This window comes from Paenibacillus maysiensis (assembly GCF_000520815.1).
Taxonomy (GTDB): Bacteria; Bacillota; Bacilli; order Paenibacillales; family Paenibacillaceae; genus Paenibacillus; species Paenibacillus maysiensis.
In genome coordinates, this window is sequence record NZ_ASRY01000182.1 from 19,409 (window position 1) to 45,105 (window position 25,697).

The following is a 25,697-nucleotide window of genomic DNA, read 5'->3' on the forward strand; positions in this document are numbered from 1 at the left end:
AGGAGGAACGGAACCACATGAAACAAGCCCCATTTATAGCTGTTGAAGGGCCGATCGGAGCAGGAAAAACGACTTTGGCTTCGATGCTTTCAACGGAGTTGCATATGCCGATTATTAAAGAGATTGTTGAGGAGAACCCGTTTCTCGATAAATTTTATCAAAATATAGATGAGTGGAGCTTCCAACTGGAAATGTTCTTTCTCTGCAATCGGTACAAGCAACTGGAGGATACCGGCCTGCAATATATCGAGAAGGCACAGCCTGTTATTTCCGACTATCATATTTATAAAAACCTCATTTTTGCTGAGCGGACCCTAAAGGGTGTGAAGCTTAAAAAATATCGCCAAATCTATCATCTGCTCACCGACGATATGCCTAAGCCGGACGTGATCATCTACATTAAAGCCGATCTGGATACGTTGCTGGGCAGAATTCGTAAACGGGCGCGCTCCTTTGAACAGGAGATGGACCCGGCCTATCTAGAGCAACTTATTATCGATTATGATAAAGGCATACAATTCCTCGCCGAACAGGCTCCTTTTCCCAAGATATTGACCGTTAACGGGAATGAGATTGATTTTGTAGAAAACCGAGCACAATTTGAACTGATTGTTTCCGATGTAAAGGAGCTTATACAATGAATAATTACAACATCCCCGCAAATGCCCTGATTACGGTAGCGGGTACGGTAGGTGTGGGTAAATCCACGCTGACGGGCGCTCTGGCTGAACGCCTGGGCTTTAAAACCTCACTGGAAAAGGTAGATCATAATCCATATCTGGAGAAGTTTTATCACGATTTCGAAAGATGGAGCTTTCATCTGCAAATTTATTTTCTGGCCGAGCGCTTCAAGGAGCAAAAAAACATCTTCTTGTCCGGTGGAGGCTTTGTGCAGGACCGTTCGATTTATGAGGACACAGGAATTTTTGCGAAAATGCATGCCGATCAGGGGACGATGAACCCTACAGATTATGAAACGTATACCAGTCTGTTTGAGGCGATGGTGATGACGCCATTTTTCCCGCACCCGGATGTACTGGTCTATCTGGAAGGCAGCTTGCCATCCATACTGAGCCGGATCGAGGAGCGCGGTCGTGAAATGGAGATTCAGACAGAGCGATCTTATTGGGAGCAAATGTATCGCAGGTATTCCAACTGGATCAACGAGTTCGATGCCTGTCCTGTGCTGCGTCTGAACATTGATGAATATGACGTGCATGACCCAGCTTCCATGGATGCCATTTTGGTAGAGGTAGGCAAGGTAATTTCTAAAAGATAGAGGTATAAAACCCAATAAACATACAAGGACTGTGGTACAATCAGAGATGAACTTGGCTGATGACCGCAGTCTTTTTGTGTCGAATAGAGATTATTTCCAAGGACGAAGTATGCTTAACTGTATAGTGGACAAGCTTAAGCTAGAATGCGAGAATAGATACATATATTAAATGTAAATGACTCACGGGGAAGGATGGGATACTGTGATACGTTTTGGTATTGTTGGAACAAACTGGATAACGGAGAGGTTTATTCAAGCCGCGGTAGAGACGGATGAATTTGCCCTGACGGCGGTGTACTCACGAACAGAGGATAAAGGCAAAGCTTTTGCTGCCAAGAACAACAGCCATCCGGAGGTATTTACAGACTTGGAGCAAATGGCTGCAAGTGATCAGGTGGATGCCGTATACATTGCCAGTCCCAACTCCTTGCATGCGGAGCAGGCGATTGTGTGTATGAATCACGGAAAGCACGTACTGTGTGAGAAGCCGTTTGCCTCCAATGCAACGGAGGTGCAGAGCATGATTGAGGCTGCGCGCAACAATGATGTTTTGCTAATGGAGGCCATTAAATCTACGCTTATGCCAAACTTTAAAATTGTTAAAGACCATATGTATAAAATAGGCCGTGTTAGGCGCTATTTTGCAAGTTATTGTCAATATTCATCACGTTTTGATGCTTTTAAGCAAGGAAAAGTGTTGAATGCCTTTAATCCGGCTTTTTCGAATGGCTCATTGATGGACCTTGGGATTTATTGCCTGTATCCTATGGTGGCATTGTTCGGCAAACCGGAGGAAGTTCGCGCGGTTGGCGTGCTCTTGTCCTCTGGTGTAGATGGGGAAGGAAGCATTGCTATGCGATATCCGGATATGGATGCCGTCGTGATGCATTCCAAAATTACCGATTCATATTTACCTGCCGAAATTCAGGGTGAAAATGGAACGATGGTGATTGATAAAATCAGCCAACCGTATGAGGTGAAAATTCATTATCGGGACGGCACGATTGAGGATTTGACGAAAGCACAGACGCGCGAACCGATGTATTATGAAATTCAGGAGTTTATTGATCTGATTAAAAGCGGAGAACGCAATAGCTCCATTAACTCACTGGAATGTTCACTCGCAGTCGCCGAAGTGATGGAGGATGCAAGACAGCAGATTGGCCTTCGATTTGAAGCGGATTTGAAAAATACGTCTGCACATTAGTTGGTTTGTGATTTAACGATACCCTAGAACAGGGAAACAGGGCTGCCGGTTTTGCAAACTTTGCAAACATCCGGTCGGCCCTATTTGGTTTTATATGCGCAAAAGTGTAAGCTGCTGTGATCTCATCGCTCATACGGTGGATTTCGGGAAGCGGCTGGCTCTGCCAAGGGAGAGGGGCCTTAGTATGAATAGCATAAAAGGATATCCTGCAGTCTTGTTGGCTGCATGGATATCCTTTTCATTCTCTTAGGGCACGTCTGCTGTTGTGCTTGTAATACTTACGCCCTGTTCGGAAGCTGGTAAAACGTACATAATGCTATTAACAGGTTTAACGTTTAAATGTTGTCCACATGATGAACGGAGCGTTCATTTTGAACATTGCCGGTATTCAATAAATCGCCAGGTTCAATAAGAGCAACATAAGCCTCTTCTTCTGCAAAAGGCATATGCTCTACGCCTTTAGGGATAACCACCATTTCACCTTCGTTCAGGTGTATATCCTTATCGCGTAGTTTTATAGTCAATTTCCCTTTAATGACAAGGAATAATTCGTCGGATTCATCATGGTGATGCCATAGAAATTCACCTTTGACTTTAACGATTTTAACGGCTGAATCATTTACATTGGCAACGATGCGGGGGCTGTAATATTCTTGAATCTGATCAAATTTGGACAACAAATTTACCTTTTCAATCATGAAAGATCCCTCCTCTAGTAGATGCTGCAATAGTATAACAGAGAGACGGATAAGTAGCTAGAAATTTCCACGCAAATATAGGGGGCTGAAACGATGGCTTATCAAGAAATCAACGGAGTGCGCGTGTGGGGAGTACCTGATTCAGGGGCGTTATCTCAAGCCCGTACTTGTGCAGAGAACGGTAATGTGATTCAAGCACTGCTAATGGCGGATCATCATAAAGGCTACAGTCAGCCGATTGGCGGCGTGATGGTATATGACGGACAAATTTCACCTTCGGGTGTCGGGTATGATATCGGATGCGGAAACAAGGCGGTTAGAACCAAGCTGTCCGCAGCAGATATTTTGCCACGTATTTCATCCATTATGGATGAGATTGCACGTCATATTTCCTTTGGCGTAGGCCGTGTAAATGCGGTTCAGGTCGATCATGAGCTGTTTGATGACCCGGATTGGACAGTATATGCTGCGATTGGGAAACAGGAGCATGACAAGCTGAAATCCTTGGCGAGAGACCAGTTGGGTACGGTGGGGAGTGGTAATCATTTTGTGGATGTATTCGTGGAGGAAGCGACAGATCAGGTCTGGATTGCGAATCATTTTGGAAGCCGGGGCTTTGGGCACAAAACTGCAAGCGGATTTCTAAACTTGGCGGCAGGACGGGAGTTTCTCGGAAAAGCGCTGGGAGAGCATATGGATCAACCGCCAGTCCTGCTGGACATGAATAGTGAGTTGGGGGATATGTACTACCGTGCGATGCGGCTTGCCGGACGTTATGCTTATGCGGGACGGGATTATGTTATAGATCAGGTGCTTGGTATAATGGGCACCGAAGCGGACTTTGCTGTGCATAATCACCATAATTACGCTTGGAAAGAGCGGCATGATGGACGTGATACGATTGTGGTCCGCAAAGGTGCTACTCCCTCGGCTCCTGGTCAAACGGGTTTTATTGGCGGAAGCATGGGCGATATTTCGGTGATTGTACGCGGGAAGGATACGGTAGAAAATTCCGATTCCTACTATAGTACAGTTCATGGTGCAGGACGCATTATGAGCCGTACGCAGGCAGCCGGTAAAATGAACTGGAAAACCCGTACGCGCAGCGGCGGGCAGATTACGGACTTGCAGATGAAGGAGGCCGTACAGGACTATGGTGTCGAGCTGCGCGGAGCGGGTACGGATGAAAGTCCGTTCGTTTACCGCAAGCTGCGCGAGGTGCTGGACGCTCATGCTGAGACGGTGGAGGTTCTGCATGAGCTCAAGCCTATTGGAGTATGTATGGCGGGGGCGAATGAGTTCGATCCGTATAAGGACTAATGAAAAGATTTAGTATTATAGTAACTTTAAGTCTTACAGTCGGTCCGCAAACAGCTGTTCTTTGATATAAGAGACCGGCATTTCCTGGCCTGTCCACAGCTCGAAAGCAAGTGCGCCCTGCCACAGCATCATGCCCAGACCGTTAATGGCTGTTGCACCTACGGATTCGGCTTGTTCCATCAACTTGGATTTAGCCGGGCTGTATGATACATCTTCAAGCACGCTTTTTCCTTCCAGTGGTTTCATGCTGGCTATTATTGTGAATGTGTTGGGTATCGTGCTGGAAACGGAATAGTAGGGCAGGCTGAACCTAATCATCAGCAGGCTTATTCAGAATGCGTTATACTATGAAATATTGTAAATGCTCGACTTAAAACTGTGATTTGGGAGTGAGTAAGATATGGTAAAAATCGTTAAGGTGAAAAATGTTCTGATCGGTGAAGGCGCGCCTAAAATCTGTGTTCCGATGGTGGGAGAAACGTTGGAGCAACTGAAGGAAGAGGCTGCCCATTTGCGTACACTCGACCTGGATATCGTGGAGTGGAGAGTCGATTTTTTCGAGCATGTAGAGGATTTGGAGAAGGTGAAGGCTGCCTTGATTGAAATCCGGTCCATCTTGGCGAATATTCCGCTCGTCTTTACGTTCCGCAGCGCCCGGGAAGGCGGGGAAAAGGAAATCAGTACGGCGAGTTATGTGGAGTTGAACCGCACGGCAGCCGAAACGGGACAGGTAGATATCATTGATGTGGAGCTTTTTAATGACGAAGCCGATGTGAAGGCGCTGGTGGAAGCTGCGCATAAGCATAACGTATCTGTGATTATATCCAACCACGATTTCCAGAAGACACCCCCGAAGGAGGAAATCGTATCCCGGTTGCGTAAGGCGCAGGAGTTGGGAGGCGATCTGCCTAAAATAGCGGTCATGCCGACAAGTACGGCCGATGTGCTGACCTTGCTGGATGCCACGCGTACCATGGCAGAGGAATATGCAGACCGGCCTATTATTACGATGTCGATGGCAGGAAAAGGTGTCGTGAGCCGTCTGACCGGAGAGCTGTTTGGTTCGGCTTTAACCTTTGGTGCCGCTAAGAAAGCTTCCGCGCCGGGGCAGATACCTGTCACTGAACTGAGAGAGATATTGACGGTACTGCATAGTCATTCTTAAAAGACGCATGGCATTACTGCCAGCAAGCAAGGTATCCGCAGTGAACAAAAAAGGAAGGCCCCCATGTGATAAGCATGCTGGAGCCCTCCTTTTTGTAACTCTAATTCAATCCCCGAGTAGGTTCATACAACTCCCAACCCAGATTTAGAGTTTGGATAATATAGTCTGCGACTTCTTCCGCATCCAACTGATCCGTATCGATCTTGGAGTGATTCACCGCGTAAATGTCCTGTCTGGAACGGAAAAGAGCTTCGATTTCCTCCAAATTCTTGTTTTGCAGATTGGGACGGGTATCGATGAGCATCTTGAGTCGATCCTTCCAGGATTCCCAATTTAAATCTAAAAAGAAGACGATAGATGAAGCCAAACAAGCCTGTTTAACCTCTTCTTGTAAAAAAGCACCGCCGCCAATCGAAATGACTTTCAAGCGGGTATTGCTGCTAAGTTTGAGAATATGGTCTTTTTCAATCTCGCGGAAACCTTTTTCTCCATATGTTTTGAAAATTTCTGTTGTCGGCATGTTGTACTCTTGTTCAATCTCCTGATCAATATCCACAAAGTCCCGATACAGCTTGCGCGCGAGATGGGAACCGATCGTTGTTTTGCCTACACCCATAAAGCCAATGAGCACAATATTCTGTTCTCTTAATGGAATCTCTCTCTTGTTTTGCACTATAACCACTCTTTTCTCACCAGTAATGTTGAGATGTAACGCTTCAAAGCACTAAATACATTATACGTTCATCAAACGTGTCATTCAATAGTATAGATCACATCAAAAACGAGGTATAGGACGAAAAAGGTTCTGATTACCATTTCACAGACGTGTGTCGGTCAATGGGTTCATTGTACGAAGGTGGTGATACGTGTCCAACAGTTCGCTTGGGTCTGATGAGACAAGCCGGGCTTCGTTCAGAACGAGTACTGTGATATGATCGTGCTATTACATTTTATACAAAAAAGTTGGGAAGCTATGAATCTATTTCATCCATATGTGAATGTTGACGGTACTTTGAATGATACGCAGGTATGGAGTCGGGAAGTTTTATATACAGGTACAAATGGTCGGCATGTTGAACGTTTTTACGTGTCACCTTCTGAGAGCTATGTGTTCAAGCCGTTAACCAATGATGAGCAAGAAGGCCGAGAGAGATGGGTGTATGAGCATGTACTTCCTTCACTACCGACGGTTTATCCCCGCTTGCTTGCCTGGTCTGATTCGGGGGAAGATGGCAGTGGGGAGTGGATGATTTTTGAGGACCTTGGTCCATTAGATCATCTGCATGATGAAGAAGTCATGTTGCAAGCGGTTGGACTTGTAGCAGGGTGGCATGCTTTGCCAACGGATCGTTTTACCGGAATTACACTGCGAGGACCGAAGCCGCTTATTCAAGATTTGGTTGCTGAGCTGTACATACGTCAGCTTGATGTGTTGAAGCTTTGCAGCTCGTTAGGAGTTCCTAAACAGCAGGTGCAGCGTATGTATGCACAGTTGGAGCAGTTCACTTTTTCACCGCAGCTTGTGCTGTCTCATGGTGACCTTCATCCGGGAAACTATGCGCTAAGTGGGGAACGGCTGATGGTGCTGGATTGGGAGCATACCCATTTGAACACACCGCTTTGGGATGTGTATCATCTGATCGACATGTCCCATCCGTTGTTTCCCCGGCGTATGACGTCCGACTTGCGAATTTGCTTGCTGGACAGGTATTTGGAGCAGATGGAGCTGCTGGGAGCAGGACTGGAGCGGGGCACATTTATGCAAGAATACAGCATGTTTGCCGTGGTTTTTTCACTGTGGATGCTGTTGTTAATTGAAAGTGATTTGCGAAAGATCGGAACGAAATTGCATATAAACGGTGATAAATGGTCAAAAGAGCAATTAGAAGCCCAACGGGGCGAGGCGTTAGCCTGCTTGAACCAATGCGCAGCGATGCTGGAATGGGGACAAGCCAGATGGTGTAAATCAAGAGCTTGAATTACAGAGTGTGTACAGATCGTAAACAAGGGTGGGGACATACATGAAAAAAGTCGGTTTGGTCATGAGAAAAATACAGTTTGCCGAAGCGCAGGGGCCGCGTATTTTTGCGGAACGTCTGAAGCAGATCGGGCTGGAGCTGGGCGTGGACATCGTATTTGTGTCACCGAAGCGCCATGTCAGCAGCCATGATTGGCTTCCAGGCTATGAGCATGAAAAGGGCGATCTGGTCAATTATGACGTGGTACTCGACCAGCTTCATGAGCAGCAGATTGAGCATGTTATTTATACGGTATCCGGCTTTACATATTTGAATATGTTTTTTAAAAAAAGTGTGCTTTTTCCGCACAGTTTTCCGGACCCGGCGCTTACTGGATATGAGATGATGAAGCCTTTTTATCAGATTGTGGACAAGGCTATTGTACAGACTGATTTTCTCAAGCAGGAGATGGCATCCAAATTTGGTGTAACGGATGTGACAGTTATCCCGATTGGGTTTAATGAGCGGCTGGTGGAAAAGCATTTTAACCCGTCGCAGGTGGTGGAGAATCGGGTGATGTGGATCGGAAGGGATGAAGAGAATCGGCGTCCTGATCTGGTACTGGAGTATGCGCGGCATAATCCCGATAAGGAAGTTTACATGGTGTTTGGCGGGGAACGCTACAAGGAAAGCATGAAGAAGTACGATATCCCTGACAATGTGAAGCTTCAATTTGCGTTGACGCAGGATGAGGTATTCGCGCTGATGAATACGGCCAAAGTATACTGGAGCTGCTCCAAATTCGACACGTTCGCAATGCCGCTGACCGAAGCACTCGCTATGGGTAAAATCGTCGTGAAGCCTGAGCATCCTTGCTACGGACATATCAGCTCCACGCACTCTTTTTCGGGCAATGAGAAAAACTGGTTCGAGCTGGTCAATATGGCTGCCGCCTCACCTCGTCGGGTTTCCACGGAAAATCAGTCGTATGCCATGGAGAAGTTTTCGAGCAAGGTGATGAAGCAGGGGTATCAGGACTTTTTTGAGAATTGGTTAAGCTGAGCAGGTAACGTCGCAGTACTTAAAAGCCATCGTTTGAATAAGTAAAAGGAAGAGGGGGTTACCCTCTCCTGCGACCTGTGAGCAGCATCAGCAGTACCTTCGTATTAAACAGGCTTCGGACTTCTTGTTTGAGACTGGAAGGCTTGTCCTGATGAGTGTTAGGCAGTATATCATTAGAAACCACATCTGGCGACCCATTTGCAAAAGTTTTACATACTAAGCAGATAAGATTTATGTATTTTACAAAGACGGCAGGTATAAGCGGGTTAAATATGTTATTTTTATAATATGGACTTATCCAAGGAGGATACAATAATGACGCTTAAAGTGGTACATAGTATTACAGATTTAATTGGAGATACGCCTTGTGTGCGGCTTCAACGGTTAACCGGACCGCAGGATGCGGAAGTGTATGTGAAGCTGGAATACTTTAATCCCAGCGGCAGTGTTAAGGATCGGGCGGCGGGTAATTTGATTGACGAGGCGGAAAAGGCTGGACACTTAAAGCCGGGTGGAACCATTATTGAGCCGACCAGTGGCAACACGGGGATCGGTTTGGCGATGAATGCGGCTGCCCGAGGCTACCGTGCGATTTTGGTGATGCCGTCGAATATGACGAGGGAACGAATCAATATTTTAAAAGCGTATGGGGCTGAGGTTGTGCTGACACCACCGGAAGAACGGATGTCAGGAGCGATTCGCAAGGCGCTGGAACTGGGGGCTGAGATTGAAGGGAGCTTTATCCCACATCAATTTGAAAACGAGGCCAACCCGGATATCCACCGTACGACGACTGCACTTGAAATTTTGGAGCAGACGGAAGGCAAGCTGGACGTGTTCGTCGCTTCTTCGGGAACGGGCGGTACGATTACGGGAACGGGTGAGGTGCTGCGCCAGCATTTGCCGGATCTGCGGGTTGTCGTGGTAGAGCCAAAGGGTTCGCCAGTGCTGTCAGGGGGCAAGCCTGGTCCGCATAAGCTGGTTGGTACTAGCCCAGGATTCGTTCCTGCCGTACTGAATACGGATATTTATGACGAAATCATACAGGTTTCGGATGAGGATGCGATTGCAATGACACGGGCCATTGCTGCTCAGGAAGGAATTCTCGTCGGACCCTCCAGCGGAGCTACAATATGGACGGCAATTCAGGAAGCTCGGCGCTTGGGACCGGGCAAACGGGTGCTTTGTATTGCCCCGGATACAGGAGAGCGTTATTTGAGCATGGGGATTTTTGGATAAAAAAGGTGCGATTCGGGGCACATCGTTATACACGACCACATGTAGGTGGTAAAATAGTAGATGGTAACGGTTTCATAGGTTGATATCATGTGGGATGATGAAGGAATATTCTGGAGAAGTAAAGGAGGAGCAGCATGAAGATTATGCCTTTACAGAAACGTGGAATCTCCGATAGTCGTCTGTGGAGTCTGTGGATGGTATTCTGAAGCGTCTGGGCACCGAATATTTGGACATCCTGCTGCTGCATCGTCCCGATCCTCTGGTAGAGCCGGAAGAAGTGGCGGAGGCGTTCAGCAAGCTCAAGGAATCCGGTAAAGTACGGCATTTTGGCGTTTCCAATATGAATAGGCCCGCCCTTTGTCTTATGGACAGAGTGCGGGCTTTTTTTATTGGACGTATTCATATTTTTCCAGTGGCTAATCCTCTTCGTATCTTGCAAGTGCCCTGGCGGTTGTTTCCTTCATTCGGGAAATGAGCCGGGAGCCTTGGACGACCTTGACGCGTTTGCCGAGGAAACGGATTTTGGACAGTACATATTCATCTTCGTCTGCCTGAAAAGTGAGCGTAATGCGATAGGTATCCGCATCCTGAATATACTCTACTTCTTTCTCAAAGCAGGAAAAGGCGTATAAAATACGGGACATTTCCCCGTTGTAGACAGGAATAATTTCGATGATGCCCTGTTCTTTGCGTGATTCCAGAATACCGAGTATACGTTGGGTGAATTTTTCGGTCTCTTCAGGTGGAATTTCCTCTTCGGTGATGGTTACGATGCTGGACAGCTTGGTGGACATCAGCGCACGGTGTCTGCGATTGTACCAAAGCAGGCTCCATTCCTTTTTGACCATGGAAAATTCCAGTTTATACGGAAAGCCGGACATACGCTCATGAACACGTCCGTTGCGCATTCTGTAGCTCATACAGATACCTGAGCGTGACCGCAGGATGGGACGCAATATACGCAGGAGCGGATGATAGACCGGGGAGGCAGGGATGCCGGCCTTTTCCCTCAAGCTGCCATCGACCTCCAGCGGCTCGTCATCTGCGAGCATCAGCCGAAGCTTATCGAGCGTAGACGGGGTAAAGGCTTCTGCCGACGCCCGATCTGCCAGCATGGACTGGAGCCAGATTCTTTCCTGCGATGTAGTAGCAAAAGCGCCCGATTCATCCAGCCGCGAGACGATCTGGTAGTTAAATATTTTCTCGAATAGGCTCATAATAGGCTTGAAGCTCCTTCCATTCCTGCTTGAATTCCTGACGCAGCCGCTTGGGTTCCAATACCTCACAGCTTGATCCAAAGCTGCGCAGCCATGGTTTAATCTCGGTGATTCCGTTCACTGTAATTTCATAGATAAAGGATTCACCTTCTTCCTCCGTGATCGTTCCCCATTGTCCCTGCAACAGCACACGTTCCCGAATAAAGTTGCGTTTGGCACCTTCGGGATTGAAAAAACGTACCCGCACCTTCACGGTGCGCCCGGTATCCACAAGCCAGCTATACCGCGTTCTTTCTTCCAACACGGCCAGCAGGTCGGCAAAACGCTTCTCCGACACGGGTTCGCCCTCCGCCAATTGTGTCATGCCCTCCATGCGGAACTTCATGATTCCTTTGCCGCCCACCTGACCCAGCACATACCAACGCCCGTATTGATGATCATAGATGACTTGCAAGGGGAGAATGGTGTGTTCATGGCCTTCGGTTTCTTTTTCAAACAGCGGATTTGTGTTCTGTGACCCGTAAATGCTTCGTTTGGCCGCCGAAAAGTACAAAAAAGTCACACAACGACGTTGTCGAATGGCATGAAGAAGCGGATGAACATGCGCCTCATCCAGAATACGCGAGTGATAGTGGTATTTGTATAAAAAAGGTTCCACCATCTCCTGATCTCCGGTTTGACGACGCATAGCTTTTTTTAAATGATCGCGCAGCAGATATCCCTGTACAGAGGGGAGGTGCGTATTCGCCATAATGTTCACAAAGTCATACAGGTCCAGTAATTCCTCGTCCGTCAGTCCAGTGACCAGATCGTTGCGGACAGCATAGCGGTAAGGTCTGCCGCCGGGCTCCTTGCGAACCACGCCAACTTCGACCAGATATTTCAGGTCCGAACGAATCGTTTTCTCATCCGGTAGCGCACTGTCGGGAGGCAGCCCGTCGTAGCAGGCATCCAGCAGCTCCATGGTGGTCAACGGTTGTGACTGTAGCGCTGTCAGCAGAAGGGCCAGGCGGACGCTTTCCGACTCCTTGAGCGATTTGGCCCGAAACAGGAATAGCAGTAGTGGATCAGCGGATTCATAGTAGTTGAAGCGCAGCATTTCATTGAAGTCATGTCCTTGCTCCGCTGGTAACTGCTGCTGTACGGATTGAACGATTTCTTTGAGACGCCGGATTGTTTTATCAAAGGTATGTACGGAAATGCCCAGTCTGTCTGCAAATTGCTGCCGATTATAAGCGCCGCTCGTCAGTGTCAGCATGCGCAGAAATTGAATTTCTTTATCAAAGCTCTCTCTCGCCATGGCGGATTCCCCGTTTCTGTTGCCGTTCTCCGAAAATAAGTATCCCTTTATTCTAACAGGGAAGAGATGCAGGAAAAAGGGAATTTATTCATCTTTGTAATACTTTCGCCATGTTCGCGGCAAGCAAAATATAGGATGATATACATACCAAGTAGAATCCGTCAGCCAAGACGGGGCGTAGAATGAATGAGGAGCATTCAGGAAATATCAAGGTATAAAAGGGCGGTTAGGGAGGGAATAGCATGACAGATATAAAACATGAGCGGGATTCAATCAGACCGGAAATGCGTGAAACGATATTGCAGGAGCTGCGCGTTTTGGAGCAGGAGGAGCAGGTGCGGATTGTATATGCCTGTGAATCAGGCAGTCGGGCGTGGGGATTTCCTTCACAGGATAGTGACTATGATGTACGTTTTATTTATGTAAGGCCGGTGGAGTGGTATTTGTCCATTTTTGATAAACGGGATGTGATTGAGCGTCCGATCAGCGATTTGCTGGATATCAACGGCTGGGATTTGAAAAAGGCGCTCAGTCTGTTTCGCAAGTCCAATCCGCCTTTGCTGGAATGGTTGCAATCCCCGATTCCCTATCTGGAGCCATATTCAGTGGCAGAGCAAATTCGCGCTATATCGCCGTTAACTTTTTCGCCTAAGTCCTGTATGTATCACTATCTGAATATGGCGCGGGGGAACTATCGGGATTATCTGCAAGGAGAACAGGTGAAGATTAAAAAATATTTTTACGTGCTGCGCCCGTTGCTGGCCTGTGGCTGGATTGAACGCTATAACAGCATGCCTCCGATGGAATTCGAGGACTTGCTGGAGGAATTAATTCCGGCAGATACAGAGCTTTATCAGGTGATCGGACATTTGCTGCAACGTAAAAAAGCGGGCGAGGAACTGGATATTGAGCCACAGCTTTCTGTGGTCAATGATTATATCCAGCAGCAAATGGCTTATTTTGAACAAATGGCACCTTTACTCCGTCATATGGAGGGTGGACGTGATCAGCAACTGGATGATTTGTTCCGTGCTGCGGTGAAGGAAGTATGGCAAGCCGAACTGTAAAGACTGGTTCGTTGACTATGAATTGGGAGAAATAGTGGTATGGGAATATGATCCGAGATTATAGTTTTATAAAGGAGGAACTGAAATGGGCACGTCACTGATTGATATTGGTGTGAATCTGATGCATCGTTCGTTTCATGAGGATCGGGAGCAGGTGGTGGAGAGAGCGGCAGTCGAAGGGATTACACCGCTGATTATTACCGGGACAAGTGTCCGCAGCAGCCGGGAGGCTTCTCAGTATGCGGCACGTTACCCCGGCAAGCTGTATGCGACGGCTGGTGTGCATCCCCATGATGCAAAAGGCTGTACCCCGGATACGATTCAACAGCTCCGTAAGCTGGCGGGTCAGCCGCAGGTCGTAGCCATCGGGGAATGCGGGCTGGATTATAACCGCGATTTTTCTCCGCGTGATGTGCAGCGCCAATGGTTTGGGGAACAGATTAATCTGGCTGGCGAGCTGAAAATGCCGTTATTTTTGCATGAGCGGGATGCGCATGAGGATTTTGCGGCTATGCTGCGGGAGCATTATGGGCTGGTAGATAAGGCGGTGGTGCATTGCTTTACCGGAACCGCACAGGAGCTGCACACGTATGTAGACATGGGATTGTACATCGGTATTACAGGCTGGATCTGCGACGAACGGCGCGGCAAGCATTTGCGTGAACTGGTCAGGGATATTCCGCTGGACCGTCTGATGATTGAAACAGATGCTCCATTTCTCACCCCGCGTAATTTACCTGTAAAGCCGAAGGAAGGGCGCAATGAGCCGATCTATCTCGCACATATTGCCGCTACGGTTGCAGAATGTACAGGTCGAAGCATCATGGAGATCGAAATCGCCACGACGGAGACGGCAAAACGTTTTTTCGGATTATCTGTAGAAGAATAAATGGTTATTGAAACCAATATTAGGATTGTCAAAGCAATAGATGTGGTGTACATTATAGTGAATTAAAAAGCATTGTCGGGAGCTTGAGAAAGTCAGGCTGAGAGGGTGGCCCTTGCCATCGACCGTGAAATCTGATCTGGGTAATGCCAGCGTAGAGAAACCTAGAGCACTATACAGGAATGCCGCTTGTTTTGCGGTTGTCGATAGATTCGGTTCATATCTTATAATCAAGCTAGACGGCTGCGCTTAGGCTACTGGTTGTATGAGGCATATCGACGAATGATGTTTTGTATGGTGATCCACCTTTTACTGCGCATAAAGCTTGCCTGGAGATTCAGCTCCGGACAAGCTTTTTTTCATGGCCACGAGGCCCATTTTAAGGGAAAAGGGGAGTACATCACAATGAATACTGCTGTAAAAGCGTCTAAAGGATTGAAGCTGACGGATATTTTGGTCACGATTGTGATCGCCGTCGTGTTCGGGTTGGTCTATAAAATATGGGGGCCTGCGTATGATCTGGTGAAACCGCTTGGGCTGAACGCCGAGCAATTGGTGTATGGCATGTGGTTTATGGCGGGCACATTCGCATACCTTATTATCCGCAAGCCGGGAGTTGCGATTTTGGCAGAGGTCGCAGCGGCAACGGTCAGTGCTTTTTTGGGAAGTGAATGGGGGATGTCTACCTTGTACTACGGCTTGCTGCAAGGATTGGGAGCAGAGCTGTTCTTTGCGGTTTTTCTGTACCGGAACGCCAACCTGTGGGTCGCTTCGCTGGCTGCGGCTGGATCGGCTATCGTCTCTCTGATTTTAGACTTCAGTTACGGGTATATTGATCAGCTTTCGACCTGGAACTATGTTTTGTATGTTGGATTCCGGATGATTGGCAGTATTGTGATTGCCGGGGTGTTCGCGTTCTATCTGGCTAAGGCGCTGGAAGTCACCGGAGTGACACGTACCTTAAGACCAGCAACGGAACAGGATTACAAGGGGCTGGACTAATGAGTTTATTTGCCGAAGATGTGGTGGCGTCGGTCACTCGTCTTCGTTTGAAATTTCCCGGTGAGCAGGAGCTGCTTTTTCACAATATGTCTGTATCCGTCTGCAAGGGGGAAAAGCTGCTGCTGCTCGGACCAAGCGGATGCGGTAAATCAACGCTGCTCCAGGTGATGAGCGGTCTGATTCCACGCACGATAGAAGTGCCGATGAAATGTGATGCTGCTGTCATTCCGGCGCGTGCGGGTGTCGTATTTCAAGATCCGGATACGCAGTTTTGTATGTCGTATGCGGACGAGGAACTGGCTTTTGTATTGGAAAATAATCAGGTTCCCCGGGAGCAAATGCCTTCTCGTATCCGCGAGCTGCTGACGCAGGTCGGTCTTTCGACGGATGAAATACATATGCCGATTGGCAGCATGTCTCAGGGCATGAAGCAACGGCTGGCGATTGCGTCTGTGCTGGCGATGGAGCCGAAGGTGCTTTTTCTGGATGAGCCGACGGCTTTGCTGGATGAAGAAGGCACCACACAGGTGTGGGATACGATTCGCCACATTTCGGCAGATCAGACGCTAGTGATTGTGGAGCATAAAATTAATGAAATTGTCCTTGATGTGGACCGGATTGTGGTGCTTTCTGCTCAAGGGGAAATCATGGCGGACGGGACTGCGGAGGAGGTATTTCATAAGCATCGGCAGGCGTTGTCTGATTATGGTGTCTGGTATCCGGGCGTATGGGATGAGGCATCTTCACCACGTTGGAGTGAACAAGGGGCACAGGAGCATGGAGTGGGGAATGACTGCGGGGTGTTCATCTTGGCAGCGGGTACTCCTATACTGGAGCTGAAGCATTTCAGCGGTCTTCGGGGTTCGAACTCAGTCATTTATGTAGAGCAAGCGCAGGTGAAGCCGGGGGACTGGATTGGTGTGGTCGGTGAAAATGGGGCTGGTAAAAGCTCGCTGCTGCTCTCCATGATGCGCTTAATCCGAACGCAGGGAAGTTACAGCGTGGACGGAATAGAGGCTGGCGGTACGGAACAGCTGGCAGAGCGTATCGCGTTCGTGTTTCAAAATCCGGAGCTGCAATTCGTAGCGCACACCGTTCGGAAGGAACTGGAGTATTCGCTGCCGGAGAGCTTGTTTACGGCTGAACAGCGCCGGGAGCGAGTGGATCGAATGCTCGTACAGTTTGGGCTAGAACGGCTGGATGAACGTCATCCGTATCAGCTATCGTTGGGGCAAAAAAGGCGGCTGAGCATTGCCACGGCCATTATCCGTGAGCCAGCGGTGCTGCTGCTGGATGAGCCGACCTTTGGGCAGGATGCACGCAATACCTTTGTCATGCTGGACATGCTGGAACAGCTTAGAGCGGCAGGCACGGCGATTGTGATGGTCACGCATGACCCGGAAATTGTCCGTCGATATTGCACGGATATATGGCGGATACAGAAGGGGGAACTGCGGCATGAACCTGTCTTTTCCCCATCATGAAACATGGCTTCACCGGGTTAATCCGGGGCTAAAGCTTGTTATGTTTTCCTTGTTGTTCGTGGTCGTCATTCTGATTCACAATCCGAACGTGATGTTCAATGTAGCGTGTGCTATGCTGCTGTTGCTCGTCTGGTCAGGCCATTCGTGGAAGCGACTGCTGCTGTATGGTTCTCCTTTTATACTAGTGTTTATTTCAACCTCCACAGGCATGATGATGTTTGGTAAAGGGGTGACGACCTGGTGGACATGGGGCCTGATCCATATAACGCAGGAAAGCTTTTATCGGGGAATGCATCTTGGATTTCGTGCGCTGAGTATGGCAGCGGCAGGACTGTTATTTGGTTTGACAACCCGCCCGGTGAACCTGTTTTATTCGCTGATGCAGCAATGGAGGCTTCCTCCGAAATATGCGTACAGCTTTTTGGCGGCGATGCGGATGATGCCGATAATGCTGGAGGAATTCCAAACGTTGAGACATGCCCACCGCATTCGGGGTGTACATCGGCATGTGTCCAAATGGAATATGTATGCTACGCTCCGCAGATATGCGATTCCGCTGCTCGCTCAAAGCATCCGGCGCGCCCAGCGAATTGCTATTGCCATGGAGGCCAAGGGTTTTGCCAATGAGACCAAGCGCACGTATTATTATGAGATCCGTCATTCGGCTGTAGATATCGTGTTTATTTGTTATTTTGTGGTGATGATTACACTGGCTTGGGGACTTGGTATCCAGTTCCCTTATGTGGAGACATGGGATGTACGCTAATTGTTGCCAAAAGGCTTTGCCGGGTTTCTGCCCTGTGGTATATTAATGCAATGGGAAATGACGGCTCGCATAAACCCGCCTGGTCTGGCGGGCTTTATTACGTATTCCCTGAGAAATGGATCATCAGGAGGCCAGGTTTCATGATTACGCTGCATCAGGCAAGCAAGCATTATACGACCTCAAGCGGCCAATTCCATGCGGTTCAATCCGTGTCCCTTCATGTGGAGGAAGGGGAGATTCACGGTATCATAGGCACCAGCGGCGCCGGCAAGTCTACATTGCTCCGGTTGATGAATGTATTGGAACAGCCGGATGAAGGAAATGTGGTTGTAAATGGAGATGAGCTGACCCGCATGCCGGAAAAACGTCTTCGTGAAGCGCGGCGATCCATCGGGATGATTTTTCAGCATTATCATCTCGTCCACAACCGTACGGTTAGTGGCAATGTGGCAATGCCGCTGGAACTGGCAGGCGTACCGAAAAAAGAGAGAGCGGTACGTGTGCGCGAATGCCTGCAATTCGTCGGCTTGGCTGACAAGGCGGAGCAGTATCCAGCACAGTTGAGCGGAGGCCAGAAGCAACGTGTGGCGATTGCCAGAGCGCTGGCGAATCGACCTGCGGTGCTGCTTTGTGATGAGCCGACCTCGGCGCTTGATCCGCAGACAACGGCGGATATTCTAGGCGTGTTGCGGGAGATCAACCGTGAGCTGGGCGTTACGATTGTGATCGTGACGCACGATATGGACGTGGTGCGGAGCATTTGTAGCCGCGTTTCGGAGATGCGGGATGGGCGACTGCTTTCAACGCAGCCTGTAGGCGATCCATCGGACAGCTCAAAAGCGGGAGAAGGTGAAGCTCATGAATGAAACGCTGAGCATCATTGCACAGTATCAGTCCGAGATATGGAAGGCCATCGGAGAGACGTTTATCATGGTGGGTATTTCTATCGCAGCAGCTGTACTGTTAGGTCTTCCGGCAGGAACGATTTTATATTTGTGCGGCAAAGGGAAAAAATATGAAAATCGGCTGGTATTCACCATACTGAACAGTTTGGTCAACGTCATTCGCTCGTTCCCGTTCTTGCTGCTGGTCGTGTTTATGATTCCATTTACACGTCTCGTGGTGGGTACGGCGCTGGGTACGATGGCAGCTACGGTTCCTATGTCAGTGGTAGCTATTGCCTACTATTCAAGGCTGGTGGAGCAGTCACTGCTGGATGTGCCCAAGGGTGTAATCGAAGCTGCCACTTCTATGGGGGCGTCTACCCTCCAGCTTATTTTTAAATTTTTGTACGTTGAAGCCCGTTCCGGGCTTGTACTGGGATTGACCACGTCCACAATCAGCTTCATCTCCTACTCCACGGTAATGGGCATTGTGGGCGGCGGCGGCGTGGGCGATTTCGCCATCCGCTACGGTTATCAGCGTTTTGAAACCGGATTGATGGCGTTCACCATCGTCGTCATGATTATTTTCGTGCAAACGATCCAGTTCACCGGAAGCACCATATCCCGCCGGATCGACAAGCGATAAAATAGGTTATAGCCTGCTATGTTAGAGCGGACGCTTTATTGAACATCTTATAAGTTCAAGCGTAACAGCAGCCTATGGCAAGAAGGTAAACTGAGGATGTAATCCCTCAGTACCGATAGATCGTAAGCAATACACTTGCACCACCCACCATGGGAAATGAGAATGACTTTACAGTGCCTCAAAAGCGTAGCGGGCAGAATTGTTCTAAAGAAGCGATAGCGTTCGCCTTTACCCCCGGATTTTTACCTTATAATGTTTTACTAAATGAAAAAAATCCGGGGGTAACAGCGATCGGAAGAACAATCTGTACGCGAAGCGGCTCCACTGTAACTCACTCTCCTCTTCCCTATCACAAATTTACTTGGAGGTTCCTTACCTAATGAGTCGGAAAAACAACATGAAAACTAACCTGAAATTACTTACACTATTCGCTGTCGTCATGCTGCTGGTTGCCGGATGCGGCGGTCAAAAGCAGGCGGCACAAGAAACACAGCCTAAAGAAGCGACTTCTCAAAAAGAAGTGACTTTGAAAGTGGCGACGCTGATTCCGCCGATGACGGATGTACTGGATATCGTAAAACCATTGCTCAAACAGGACGGAGTTAATCTGGAAATCGTCGTGCTGTCGGACAATATTCAACCCAATAACGCATTGGCAGCTCATGAAGTGGATGCAAACTTCTTTCAGCATGCTCCTTTTATGCAACAATACAATGAAAGCAACAAGTCTGATCTGGTAGCAGTCAAACCGATTTACAACGCCATCTATGGCGCGTACTCCAAAAAATACAAGAACATTAAAGACCTGCCCGAAGGTGCGACGATTGCGATTGCCAACGACCCGGCCAATACCGGACGTTCTCTCGTAATGATGGAGCAAAACGGTCTGATCAAGCTTAAAGAAGGTGTAGGCTATAATGCCACACAGGCTGATATTATTGAAAACAAGAAAAAGTTTGTGTTCAAAGAAGTCGATCTGTTAATGCTGGCGCGGTCGCTGGATGATGTGGACATGGCTGCCATGTATCCCGCTTATGCCAAGCCGTTGGGCCTGACACCGAAGAAGGACGCGTTAATTACTGAAAAGGACGATACCCACTTTGCTATTAATCTGGTAGCGCGCAAGGATAATGCGGATTCGGATGCCATTCAAAAGCTGGCGAAGCGAATGACTGGTCCGGAGGTTCGTAAATTTTTCGAGGATAATTACAAGGACAGTGTCGTCCCAGCATTTTAAATAAATACGAGTGTTGAAACGTTGTTTTATAATTAGTTGCGGCCTGTATAAGGTAATGAAGTCTGTGATGAGCAGATGGAGTTCCTTGTGCAGGTCTTTTTCTTTTCTATCCTTAATATGGATATTTCTTATCGAAAACAGGGTAAAAAGTCTTAGTTTTTAAGTTTACTGGGCGTGATATGGCTGTGATTTTTGGTCATATAGGGCGATGGAGTATTGCTTGGGAACATATTAAAATAAATATACGAACAAACATTCGTTTTCGATTTCGTTAACGGTGTCTTTGCATGGGTGGAAAATTCAACTGACAACGGGTCAGAAGCGAGAGCAAGAAGGAAGGGGAACGACATGAAGCTGGCTGTAACTGTAAAAAGTTTGGGAAAACGAAAGCCGGAACTCGCAAAACAGGAAATGGAGCTGAATCCTGCCCCTGAAACTTTGCGAGAGCTGATTGCTGCTACCGTCGCTCTGAATGTCCGCAGACTGCGTGAAAAGCAGGAGAGTGTCGCACTGATCCCGTTCCTCACAGGGCAGGAGGTTCAGTTACAGAGTGAGACAGGCAAGGTAGGATTCGGGTCCATCTATAATGATGGTGCTCCTGATGTGGAGGATGCGGTAAACACGGCGATGCAGGCTTTTGAAGACGGCTTGTACAGGGTTTTTGTACGTGACGAGGAAGCTACTGTGCTGGATGCCCCTTTGTTGCTTGAGGATGGAGACGAGATTGTATTTATACGGTTCACAATGCTGGCCGGAAGCCTATGGTAGAGGGGGAAATGAAATATGCATCAGGAGAAAAATGAGCAGGAATATTTCACCGAACTGAAGGGGCGCGCGGCGCAACTGGATGGACAACAACAGGAATTGGCCCAACATGTTGTGGAACTGGGTCGAATTCATTACATACGCGAGGATGAGGAGCCTTTTAACGAATGCCAGCGCATATTAAAAGTACAGGCAGAAGCAAGCGGAGAGCCGCTGTTCAAGCCACTGGCAGAGGTGCTGCGTCAGTTGATTGGAACAACGGCCGGGGATGTGTTTGCATATATAACAGAGCATGTGACTGAATATCCTTACAGTACAGGGTATGAGCGCAAACCGTTCCGTACCTCGGATATCACATTCCATACTTCGCGGATTTATAAAAGAATGGTGCAGCTTATCCGAATGGACTGGATCGGCTTCTCCCTTATAGATTATTTAACGAAAAAGGATTATGAACATGGGAATGACTATCGGATTCAAGAGACGATTAGTGATTGGATAGCCTATGAGTTGGACAACGGTAATCCGCAGGTCTTGGAGGCGCTAAAAGGTATTATTTATGGCGATAACCAGACTGCGCTTCTTACGCGTGCCATGATTAAAGGAATGCTCTTGAGCCATCAAGAGGAGAATTACCATATGATCGGCGAGCTTTTGGCAGCTGCCAAGCTTCAGGAGGGATTGCGCCAAAGCGTCGTGGAGCAAATGGATGAAGGAACCCCGGAGGCTCTTGTATATTTGTTGAAGGTGATTATCGACCAGGGTTTCATTCGTTACAGCTCAGTGGTACGGGCGCTTGCGGTATGGACAGGCATGGGCTTGGAGTCTGCTAATCAGCGGGTGGTTCGCCAACTGATCGAGCAGGCGTATGAAGCATTGACGAATAGCGGGCTGCGTCAGGAATGGCTGACTAGCGCGAATGCCAATGAGGTATATATGAGCTTGTGGGCTACAGCAGTACATGAGGAACGTGATCTGTATGGACAGGTTCGGCAAGTCATGGAACAGGGAGCACCTTACCAGAAGATTGTGGCGCTTTATGTACTCTCTAACACTAAAAACAAAGATGTGCGTCTGGGGATTGCCAGAGAATATCTGAATGAGACGAACCCTGAGCTTCAATATTGGGTATTGACGAACTATACAAGTAATTATTTTTACGAATGGGTAGAAGGTGGGACGGTCGCCGATCGGATCGTTAAAGTGGTGCGTACTCCATTACTGGAAAATAAAGAAGAGCGGCGTAAGGATTTTGAGCGACTTCATGCTCTGTTTGCACAGATGAAAAAAGGCGAGTCTACCGAGCCCTCCAAGGTATTGGATTTTGTAAACGTTTATCACCGTTCAGATGCACCAATTCAAAAAATGCTGTATCTCGCCAGTTATGACATGGACGCGACCTGGATCGGTGAAATCGTAGCTTTGAAGGATCAGATTAGCCCTGATCTGCGTGGCGAGCTGCTTAATCATTTTGTGCAGAACCCGGATAATAAGGTACAGCGCGACTTTATTTTTGCCAGTCTGTCTGATAAAAGTATGAGCATTCGCGAGTTCGCTGTTGCCAAGGCACGCAAGCTGACGCTGGCGGAAGAAGAAATGCAGCAGATGGAGGGGCTCTTGAAGCTCAAGACGGGTTCCCTGCGGCAAAGTGTCATTGGTGTGCTGCTGGTACAGCCCGATAAGTCTCTGAATGGCTCGTTGGAACGGTTGCTTCGAGCAAAGGCGGAGCTGCAACGATTGGGCGGACTGGAAATATTGACGAAGATCTATGCAGACCCCGAGCGTGCCGAGCAGTATGAAACCCTCCAGTCTTTAGCAGATATTATCCAGCAGCCGACGGCTAAGGAAGAACAACTGCTGTCCAAGCTGGGGCAGGAGGATGCTTATACGGGGACAAACGGCTTTGGCTTGTACGAGCCTGCTGCCAAGGAGGCTTGGTTGGAGCAACAGCCGGATCTGGGGGATTTCCGGTTGAGTGATGTTTTTGTGGGTTCATTGGAGAAGATGAAGCGGTTCCTGAACGGACTGAATGAGCTTGTCCACCAGCACCGTGATGTAGAATATACCGCTGAGTATTATTCGGGTTACAAAGAAACGCTGCTAATCGGTGCTAATTTTCGTACCGTGCGGTTGGCTCAGCCTAATGAGGAAGCGGTTTCCATGCTGTCTTTATATCCTCTTCACGAGGAATGGAGTCGTTATTTGCAGGAGAGCGACATGGAAGCCAGTGAACTGCTAGAGCTTGTTTTATATGACCGATTGGAGTCTATGGATCAAACACTTGACCGCTATTACCGTTATTTCTCCAATCATAACATGGACTATTCAGAACTGAGCAAGCACAAGCTGCTGGAAGGATGGCGTAAAGATTTCGCTGAACAAATGTATCCTTTGGATCGAATTAACGAGATGCAGCGATGGATAGCAGAGCTGACGTATAACAATCAGGTAAGCACGCTGATTAATGCTTATTTTCTGGACACTCCTGGCGAGAAAACCTTTGATACCATTGATTTCTCGTTGAATACATTGATGCAAGCTATGCCGAAGGACAGACCTGCTGAGGACATGGGAATGCTGCACCTGCTGTCCAGCCCGTGGATCGGGTTGGAGAGAGGGCGTATATATGATGATGAGTCCTTTAAACGTTTTTTCCATACTTTTGTTAACTATAATGAACTGGCAGGCGTATTAAATCACTTTTATTCACCGCTCGATCTGGAGGATTATTTTAAAGCGTATGAAAAAGGGCTGATCGGTGTAGGAGAAGTGTATCGGGAACTGTTGGCTGGCAGTGACAGCAGAAGACATATGAGTTCCTTAACGAATGCCCGCAATACATGGATTGCCAGCAATCCGGAATTTTTAGAAATACGGCGTACGGTTATTGACCGACTGCTGGAGGTTGAATTGGTTCGAGGTGATTTGCCTACCGAGGCCACGCCAAAAGTGATGGGATTGAGCCGAATTGAAGGCATGGATTACTTCATCCATATTCTGGATGGACTCGATAAGGAAACGTTCGTGCGTGGTTATGTGTATGGCTACGGCGATCGTATTACCAAAAAGGAATCGTTCAGCCACTTGCTCAAGGCATGTTATCCGCGTGATGGCGAGGATTCTGCTTTGCTGAAGGAAAAGCTGAGTAACGCTAAAATTACGGATAAACGTCTGCTGGAGGCGGCAATGTATGCTCCACAGTGGATTGAAATTGTAGCAGGTTACCTGGGATGGGAAGGTCTTCGCAGTGCTGCATGGTACTTCCATGCGCATATTAATGAAGGTTTTTCCGCCGAGAAGGAAACGATTGTGGCTCATTATTCGCCGATTGCTCCGCAGGATTTTAATGATGGAGCCTTCGATATTCACTGGTTTCACGAAGCCTATGAGACGTTGGGCGAGGAACGTTTTGATCTGCTCTACGACTGTGCCAAATATATTTCGGCCGGAGCCAATCATCGCCGATCCCAGCTATTTGCGGATGCGACGCTGGGTAAGCTGAAACTGAGTGAAATGAAAAAGTCGGTGGAAGACAAACGGAACAAGGAACATTTGCTGACCTACAGTCTGATTCCTCTTGCCAAACCTCCTGAACCAGATGTACGGGAACGTTATGACTTCATCCAGAAGTTTCTGGAACAGAGCAAAAAATTCGGGGCACAGCGTAAGGCCAGTGAAGCTCTGGTTTCACGAATTGCGCTTGGGAATTTGGCACGTAATGCAGGTTATGATGATGTGACCCGGCTCGTGTGGGACATGGAAGCCCGTAAGCTGGAGGATCTTCGGTCTTATTTTGAGCCACATGCTTTGGAAGAGGCCACAACGATACAGTTGGTCATTGATGAAGAAGGAACGGCAGATATTGAGATTGTCAGCAAAGGGAAGACGCTGAAATCTATTCCGGCTCGCTTCAAGAAGGATGAGTATGTTGCTGCGTTGAAGGAGCTTAAAGGCGATCTGGTGGACCAGTACCGTAGAGCCCGCAAGGAATTGGAACGCTCTATGGAGTCCGGCACGGCCTTTATGGTAAAGGAATTAACGGGATTATTAGGCAACCCTGTGCTTGCTCCGTTGGTGCGAACGCTAGTTTTCAAGGCAGGAGATCGCTTGGGATATTTCAATGAAGATACATCAGGGTTGGCTGATCCTTCGGGTCAACAGTATCCCGTAGGTGAAGAGGACAAGCTGATCATCGCTCATCCGCTCCATTTGTACGAAAGTGGTCGTTGGAGCGACTTCCAGAAGGATTTATTTGACCGCCAGATTCGGCAGCCGTTTAAACAGGTGTTCCGTGAGCTGTACTTGCCGAATGCAGATGAACGTGCAAGTGCCACCGTTTCCCGTCGATATGCAGGACATCAGGTACAGCCGAATAAAACGGTAGCCCTGCTAAAAGGTCGCCAGTGGACGGTCAGCTATGAGGAAGGACTACAGAAGGTGTATTATGCCGAAAACCTGATTGCTAACCTGTACGCGATGGCAGATTGGTTCTCACCAGCCGATACGGAGGCTCCT

22 protein-coding genes and 2 pseudogenes are annotated in these 25,697 nt (G+C 48.3%); 19 read left to right on the top strand and 5 right to left on the bottom strand.

Annotation, left to right across the window (positions count from 1 at the left end; genetic code table 11):
- The first annotated feature begins 17 nt into the window (after positions 1–17).
- The 3 genes from L696_RS0111845 to L696_RS0111855 all read left to right on the top strand — a co-directional run bounded on the left by L696_RS0111845 (position 18) and on the right by L696_RS0111855 (position 2,486).
- Positions 18–641, top strand: a complete 624-nt coding sequence (locus L696_RS0111845) for a deoxynucleoside kinase (RefSeq protein WP_025683816.1) — start codon at positions 18–20, stop codon at positions 639–641.
- Positions 638–1,279 carry a deoxynucleoside kinase gene (locus L696_RS0111850; protein ID WP_025683817.1) on the top strand — a complete coding sequence of 214 codons (642 nt, stop codon included), beginning with the start codon at positions 638–640 and terminating at the stop codon, positions 1,277–1,279. The genes L696_RS0111845 and L696_RS0111850 overlap by 4 nt, the downstream gene beginning before the upstream one ends.
- Before the next feature lie 205 nt (positions 1,280–1,484).
- Positions 1,485–2,486 carry a Gfo/Idh/MocA family protein gene (locus L696_RS0111855; protein ID WP_025683818.1) on the top strand — a complete coding sequence of 334 codons (1,002 nt, stop codon included), beginning with the start codon at positions 1,485–1,487 and terminating at the stop codon, positions 2,484–2,486.
- Positions 2,487–2,821: 335 nt separating this feature from the next.
- Here the strand turns inward: L696_RS0111855 and L696_RS0111860 are convergent, their stop codons facing one another.
- A complete protein-coding gene (locus tag L696_RS0111860; RefSeq protein ID WP_025683819.1) occupies positions 2,822–3,184 on the bottom strand; it encodes a cupin domain-containing protein in 363 nt (120 codons plus the stop codon).
- 93 nt (positions 3,185–3,277) lie between these two features.
- On the opposite strand from L696_RS0111860, the gene L696_RS0111865 reads away from it, so the two are divergent.
- Positions 3,278–4,504, top strand: a complete 1,227-nt coding sequence (locus L696_RS0111865; protein WP_025683820.1) for an RtcB family protein — start codon at positions 3,278–3,280, stop codon at positions 4,502–4,504.
- A 33-nt stretch (positions 4,505–4,537) separates the two neighbouring features.
- Here L696_RS0111865 and L696_RS0111870 read toward each other — a convergent pair.
- A pseudogene (locus L696_RS0111870) lies at positions 4,538–4,750 on the bottom strand (quinate/shikimate dehydrogenase); the annotation flags it as partial.
- Positions 4,751–4,904: 154 nt separating this feature from the next.
- On the opposite strand from L696_RS0111870, the gene aroD reads away from it, so the two are divergent.
- Complete coding sequence (gene aroD / locus L696_RS0111875) at positions 4,905–5,669, top strand: type I 3-dehydroquinate dehydratase (protein WP_025683822.1); 765 nt, start codon at positions 4,905–4,907, stop codon at positions 5,667–5,669.
- 100 nt (positions 5,670–5,769) lie between these two features.
- Here the strand turns inward: aroD and L696_RS0111880 are convergent, their stop codons facing one another.
- Complete coding sequence (locus L696_RS0111880; protein WP_025683823.1) at positions 5,770–6,342, bottom strand: shikimate kinase; 573 nt, start codon at positions 6,340–6,342, stop codon at positions 5,770–5,772.
- Positions 6,343–6,600: 258 nt separating this feature from the next.
- Between L696_RS0111880 and L696_RS0111885 the strand changes: the two genes are divergently transcribed.
- From L696_RS0111885 to L696_RS29500, 4 genes and pseudogenes are all read left to right on the top strand, one after another.
- Entirely contained in the window at positions 6,601–7,647 is a 1,047-nt protein-coding gene (locus tag L696_RS0111885; protein ID WP_025683824.1) for an aminoglycoside phosphotransferase family protein, read from the top strand.
- A 43-nt stretch (positions 7,648–7,690) separates the two neighbouring features.
- The gene (locus L696_RS0111890; RefSeq protein ID WP_025683825.1) at positions 7,691–8,689 is read left to right on the top strand and encodes a glycosyltransferase; all 999 of its coding nucleotides are present in this window, start codon (positions 7,691–7,693) and stop codon (positions 8,687–8,689) included.
- Positions 8,690–9,004: 315 nt separating this feature from the next.
- Positions 9,005–9,928: a cysteine synthase A gene (cysK, locus tag L696_RS0111895; RefSeq protein WP_025683826.1), complete on the top strand. Its 924-nt coding sequence runs from the start codon at positions 9,005–9,007 to the stop codon at positions 9,926–9,928.
- A 181-nt stretch (positions 9,929–10,109) separates the two neighbouring features.
- Positions 10,110–10,301 (top strand): annotated as a pseudogene (locus L696_RS29500) (aldo/keto reductase); the annotation flags it as partial.
- Between the two features lie 43 nt (positions 10,302–10,344).
- Here L696_RS29500 and L696_RS0111905 read toward each other — a convergent pair.
- Entirely contained in the window at positions 10,345–11,145 is an 801-nt protein-coding gene (locus L696_RS0111905) for a WYL domain-containing protein (RefSeq protein ID WP_025683828.1), read from the bottom strand.
- Complete coding sequence (locus L696_RS0111910) at positions 11,120–12,445, bottom strand: helix-turn-helix transcriptional regulator (protein WP_025683829.1); 1,326 nt, start codon at positions 12,443–12,445, stop codon at positions 11,120–11,122. Before L696_RS0111910 ends, L696_RS0111905 begins: the two co-directional genes overlap by 26 nt.
- A gap of 242 nt (positions 12,446–12,687) precedes the next feature.
- Between L696_RS0111910 and L696_RS0111915 the strand changes: the two genes are divergently transcribed.
- The 10 genes from L696_RS0111915 to L696_RS0111960 form a co-directional block, all read left to right on the top strand.
- Entirely contained in the window at positions 12,688–13,512 is an 825-nt protein-coding gene (locus L696_RS0111915) for a nucleotidyltransferase domain-containing protein (RefSeq protein WP_025683830.1), read from the top strand.
- An 85-nt stretch (positions 13,513–13,597) separates the two neighbouring features.
- A complete protein-coding gene (locus L696_RS0111920; protein ID WP_025683831.1) occupies positions 13,598–14,401 on the top strand; it encodes a TatD family hydrolase in 804 nt (267 codons plus the stop codon).
- A 402-nt stretch (positions 14,402–14,803) separates the two neighbouring features.
- Positions 14,804–15,400: an ECF transporter S component gene (locus tag L696_RS0111925; protein WP_025683832.1), complete on the top strand. Its 597-nt coding sequence runs from the start codon at positions 14,804–14,806 to the stop codon at positions 15,398–15,400.
- Positions 15,400–16,884 (top strand): ABC transporter ATP-binding protein, encoded by a 1,485-nt coding sequence (locus tag L696_RS0111930; protein ID WP_025683833.1) that lies wholly within the window; start codon positions 15,400–15,402, stop codon positions 16,882–16,884. The genes L696_RS0111925 and L696_RS0111930 overlap by 1 nt, the downstream gene beginning before the upstream one ends.
- Positions 16,859–17,650 (top strand): energy-coupling factor transporter transmembrane component T family protein, encoded by a 792-nt coding sequence (locus tag L696_RS0111935; RefSeq protein ID WP_025683834.1) that lies wholly within the window; start codon positions 16,859–16,861, stop codon positions 17,648–17,650. The genes L696_RS0111930 and L696_RS0111935 overlap by 26 nt, the downstream gene beginning before the upstream one ends.
- A 140-nt stretch (positions 17,651–17,790) precedes the next feature.
- The gene (locus L696_RS0111940) at positions 17,791–18,516 is read left to right on the top strand and encodes a methionine ABC transporter ATP-binding protein (RefSeq protein ID WP_025683835.1); all 726 of its coding nucleotides are present in this window, start codon (positions 17,791–17,793) and stop codon (positions 18,514–18,516) included.
- Positions 18,509–19,180: a methionine ABC transporter permease gene (locus tag L696_RS0111945; protein WP_025683836.1), complete on the top strand. Its 672-nt coding sequence runs from the start codon at positions 18,509–18,511 to the stop codon at positions 19,178–19,180. Before L696_RS0111940 ends, L696_RS0111945 begins: the two co-directional genes overlap by 8 nt.
- A gap of 379 nt (positions 19,181–19,559) precedes the next feature.
- Entirely contained in the window at positions 19,560–20,417 is an 858-nt protein-coding gene (locus L696_RS0111950) for a MetQ/NlpA family ABC transporter substrate-binding protein (RefSeq protein WP_025683837.1), read from the top strand.
- A 348-nt stretch (positions 20,418–20,765) separates the two neighbouring features.
- Positions 20,766–21,185, top strand: a complete 420-nt coding sequence (locus tag L696_RS0111955; RefSeq protein ID WP_025683838.1) for a hypothetical protein — start codon at positions 20,766–20,768, stop codon at positions 21,183–21,185.
- Between the two features lie 15 nt (positions 21,186–21,200).
- Positions 21,201–25,697 (top strand): DUF4132 domain-containing protein (locus tag L696_RS0111960; RefSeq protein WP_025683839.1); only part of this gene is annotated, 4,497 nt, incomplete at its 3' end.